We start from the raw sequence: 3,050 nt of genomic DNA, 5'->3' as shown, positions 1-3,050 counted from the left end.
CGACCCCGACCGGACTCGAACCGGCGACCTCCGCCGTGACAGGGCGGCGCGCTAACCAACTGCGCCACGGGGCCTCGTGGCAACTCCGCGAAGGAGCAGACGCAACTGTAACGCACCGGCGGTCGACGAAACAAAACGGGTTGGCGTGCGCTTGCAGGTCGGATTCGGCTCCCGAACAATCGCCTGGCATCGGGAATCAGGATGCGCGTTTGTGGGTTTCTGTCGTAGGCGACCGCAATCATCGCAAAGGCGTGAATCCTGATTTGCGTTGCCGACCTGGCAGGTTCGGGCAAGACTGTCCCGAGTCTGTTGATTGCCTACCAACGCCCTTGCCCACACTGTGCGCCACGCGGAGGACCGCATGATCGAATACCGCTCCATCAGCAAGACGTTCGCTGACGGGACGGAAGCGGTGAGCGACTTCAGCCTCGTTCTCCCTTCACGGACCACCACCGTGTTCGTCGGATCGTCGGGGTGTGGCAAGACGACTCTCCTCCGCATGGTCAACCGGATGGTGGAGCCGTCCGCCGGTCAGGTGCTGATCGACGACGTCGACATCGCGACCCGCAACCGAGTCCAGCTGCGCCGCAGCATCGGTTACGTGATGCAGCACGCCGGTCTCCTTCCGCATCGCAGCGTGATCGACAACGTGGGCACAGTGCTGCGGCTCAACGGGGTGGACAAGAAGGAGGCGCGCGAGCGTTCGTACGCGGTGCTGGAGACCGTTGGCCTCGACGCCTCAGTTGCAACGAAGTATCCGACGCAGCTCTCCGGCGGGCAGCAGCAGCGCGTGGGTGTGGCGCGCGGTCTGGTCGCCGACCCCAACATCCTCCTGATGGACGAGCCGTTCGGCGCCGTCGACCCGATCGTCCGTGACGAGCTTCAGCAGGAGCTCCTGCGCCTGCAGCGTGAGCTCGACAAGACGATCGTGTTCGTCACCCACGACATCGAGGAGGCATTCCTCCTTGGCGACCAGGTGGTCATTCTCAAGAAGGGCGGCGTGGTCGCTCAGGTGGGCACACCCGCCGAGATCATCGCCAAGCCAGCCGACGACTTCGTACGCAGCTTCGTCGGGCTCGACAAGGGCAGACGCGCCCTTCATGTCGAAGAGCGCGAAGGCGTGAAGGTGGTCGTCGACGGGACCGGCAAGGCGACCGGGGTGCTGGAGTGACCTGGTTCCTCGACAACTTCGATCTGGTCCGCGAGCTGTTCGTACGGCACGCGTGGATCAGCGCCGTCTCGACGCTGATCGGCTTCGCAGTCTCTCTGCCGATCGGCTGGTACGCGAACGAGCATCCTCGGATCCGTGGAGCGTCTGTCGCACTCGTCGGGATCCTCTACACGATCCCCTCGATCGCAGCCTTCGTGCTGCTTCCTGGACTCCTTGGTACCGGATTCCTCAGCGTGATCAACGTGATCGTGGCCCTGTCGACGTATGCGGCAGCGGTCATGGTGCGTACAGCCTCCGACGCGTTCGGATCTGTCTCTCCGGCTGTGCTCGACGCCGCCTCTGCTGCGGGGTTCTCGCGCGCACAGCGGGTATTCCGGGTGGAGCTGCCTCTGGCCGGCCCTGTCCTCCTGGCGGGGCTGCGGGTCGTCTCGGTCAGCACCGTCAGCATGTTGAGCGTGGCCACGCTCGTCGGCGTGAGCAACCTGGGATCTCTGTTCACCGACGGGTTCCGGCGTGACTTCATGACCGAGATCACCGTCGGAATCCTCGCCATCGTCATGCTCGCAGTCCTGTTCGACCTGCTCCTCAACCTCGTCGGCCGACTGCTCATGCCGTGGGCCGGTTCTGATCGTCAGCCGGGTCCGATTCGCCGCCGCTTGTCGCTCAAGGTGATGACATGAGCGTTGTGTCCGACACCATCGACTGGCTGAGCGACTCCACGCACTGGAGTGGCGACGACGGTGTGCCCAACCGCTTGGTCGAGCACCTTGGCTACACGGCCGAGACGATCGCCATTGCTGGCGTGATCGCCATCCCGATCGGGTTGTGGATTGGTCACACAGGGCGGTTCCGATCCTTCGCTGTCGGACTGACCGGCGCGATGCGAGCACTCCCGACTTTGGGCCTGCTGACCGCAATTGCGCTCTACCTCGGCATCGGACTGACCGCCCCATTGGTGGCGCTGGTGATCCTGGCCGTGCCCCCGTTGCTGGCTGGCGCGTACGCGGGTATCGAGTCGGTTGATCGACAGACCATCGACGCGGCGCGTGCCATGGGGATGAACGAGTGGCAGATCCTCAGCAAGGTCGAGGTCCCTCTGGCGCTGCCAATCATCGTCGGTGGCATCCGATCGGCCGTGCTGCAGGTGGTCGCCACGGCGACAGTCGCCGCGTACGTGGGCCTCGGCGGCCTGGGTCGCTACCTGATCGACGGTCAGGCAGTGAGCGACTACGCACAGATGGCCGGAGGCTCGGTCCTGGTGATCGCCCTCGCCCTCGCCCTCGACGCCGTCTTCGCCGCGTTGCAAGGAATCGCTCTCGGCCGCCGCCCCAAGACTCATCCCTCCCACGCATGACCCACCCCTTATGAAGAAGAGAGAGAACATGACCATCAAGAAGATCAGTGCGGCCTTGGCTGCCGCAGCACTCGGCTTGTCGCTGACCGCCTGCGGCAGTGACGACCCGACCGACGGAGACGCGTCGGCATCCGACACGATCACCGTCGGATCGGCAGCGTTCCCGGAGAACGAGATCCTTGCCGAGATCTACGCCCAGGCACTGGAGGCTGAAGGAGTCAAGGTCGAGAAGAAGCTCAACATCGGCGCCCGCGAGGTCTACATCAAGGCCTTGGAAAACGGTGAGATCGACCTCGTACCGGAGTACTCAGGCAACTTGCTGACCTACTTCGACCCGGAGGCGACCGCCACCTCGGCGGAAGACATTGAGGATGCGCTCGACAATGCCCTGCCCGACTCGCTCGAGGCGCTCGACGCGTCAGCGGCGGAGGACAAGGACTCGCTCAACGTCACCGCGGACTTCGCAGCCAAGAACAACCTCAAGACGATCGCTGATCTCAAGGGAGTCAAGGATCTCAAGCTCGG

The 3,050-nt window shown here is 64.3% G+C and carries 4 protein-coding genes and 1 tRNA gene; 4 read left to right on the top strand and 1 reads right to left on the bottom strand.

Features of this window, described 5'->3' with window-relative positions; genetic code table 11:
* Nucleotides 1-74, bottom strand: a tRNA-Asp gene (locus V6M39_RS01130).
* Between the two features lie 287 nt (nucleotides 75-361).
* Here V6M39_RS01130 and V6M39_RS01125 point away from each other — a divergent pair.
* From V6M39_RS01125 to V6M39_RS01110, 4 genes are all read left to right on the top strand, one after another.
* Nucleotides 362-1,171 (top strand): ABC transporter ATP-binding protein, encoded by an 810-nt coding sequence (locus V6M39_RS01125; protein ID WP_332641812.1) that lies wholly within the window; start codon nucleotides 362-364, stop codon nucleotides 1,169-1,171.
* Nucleotides 1,168-1,851 (top strand): ABC transporter permease, encoded by a 684-nt coding sequence (locus V6M39_RS01120; RefSeq protein WP_332641811.1) that lies wholly within the window; start codon nucleotides 1,168-1,170, stop codon nucleotides 1,849-1,851. Before V6M39_RS01125 ends, V6M39_RS01120 begins: the two co-directional genes overlap by 4 nt.
* Nucleotides 1,848-2,525: an ABC transporter permease gene (locus V6M39_RS01115; RefSeq protein ID WP_332641810.1), complete on the top strand. Its 678-nt coding sequence runs from the start codon at nucleotides 1,848-1,850 to the stop codon at nucleotides 2,523-2,525. Before V6M39_RS01120 ends, V6M39_RS01115 begins: the two co-directional genes overlap by 4 nt.
* Before the next feature lie 28 nt (nucleotides 2,526-2,553).
* Nucleotides 2,554-3,050: glycine betaine ABC transporter substrate-binding protein (locus V6M39_RS01110; RefSeq protein ID WP_332641809.1), on the top strand; the 497-nt coding region annotated here is incomplete at its 3' end.

It is taken from the genome of Aeromicrobium sp., from assembly GCF_036675695.1.
GTDB lineage: Bacteria > Actinomycetota > Actinomycetes > Propionibacteriales > Nocardioidaceae > Aeromicrobium.
Note: the sequence above shows the minus strand (reverse complement) of the source record. Positions and strands in the feature narration are given on the sequence as shown.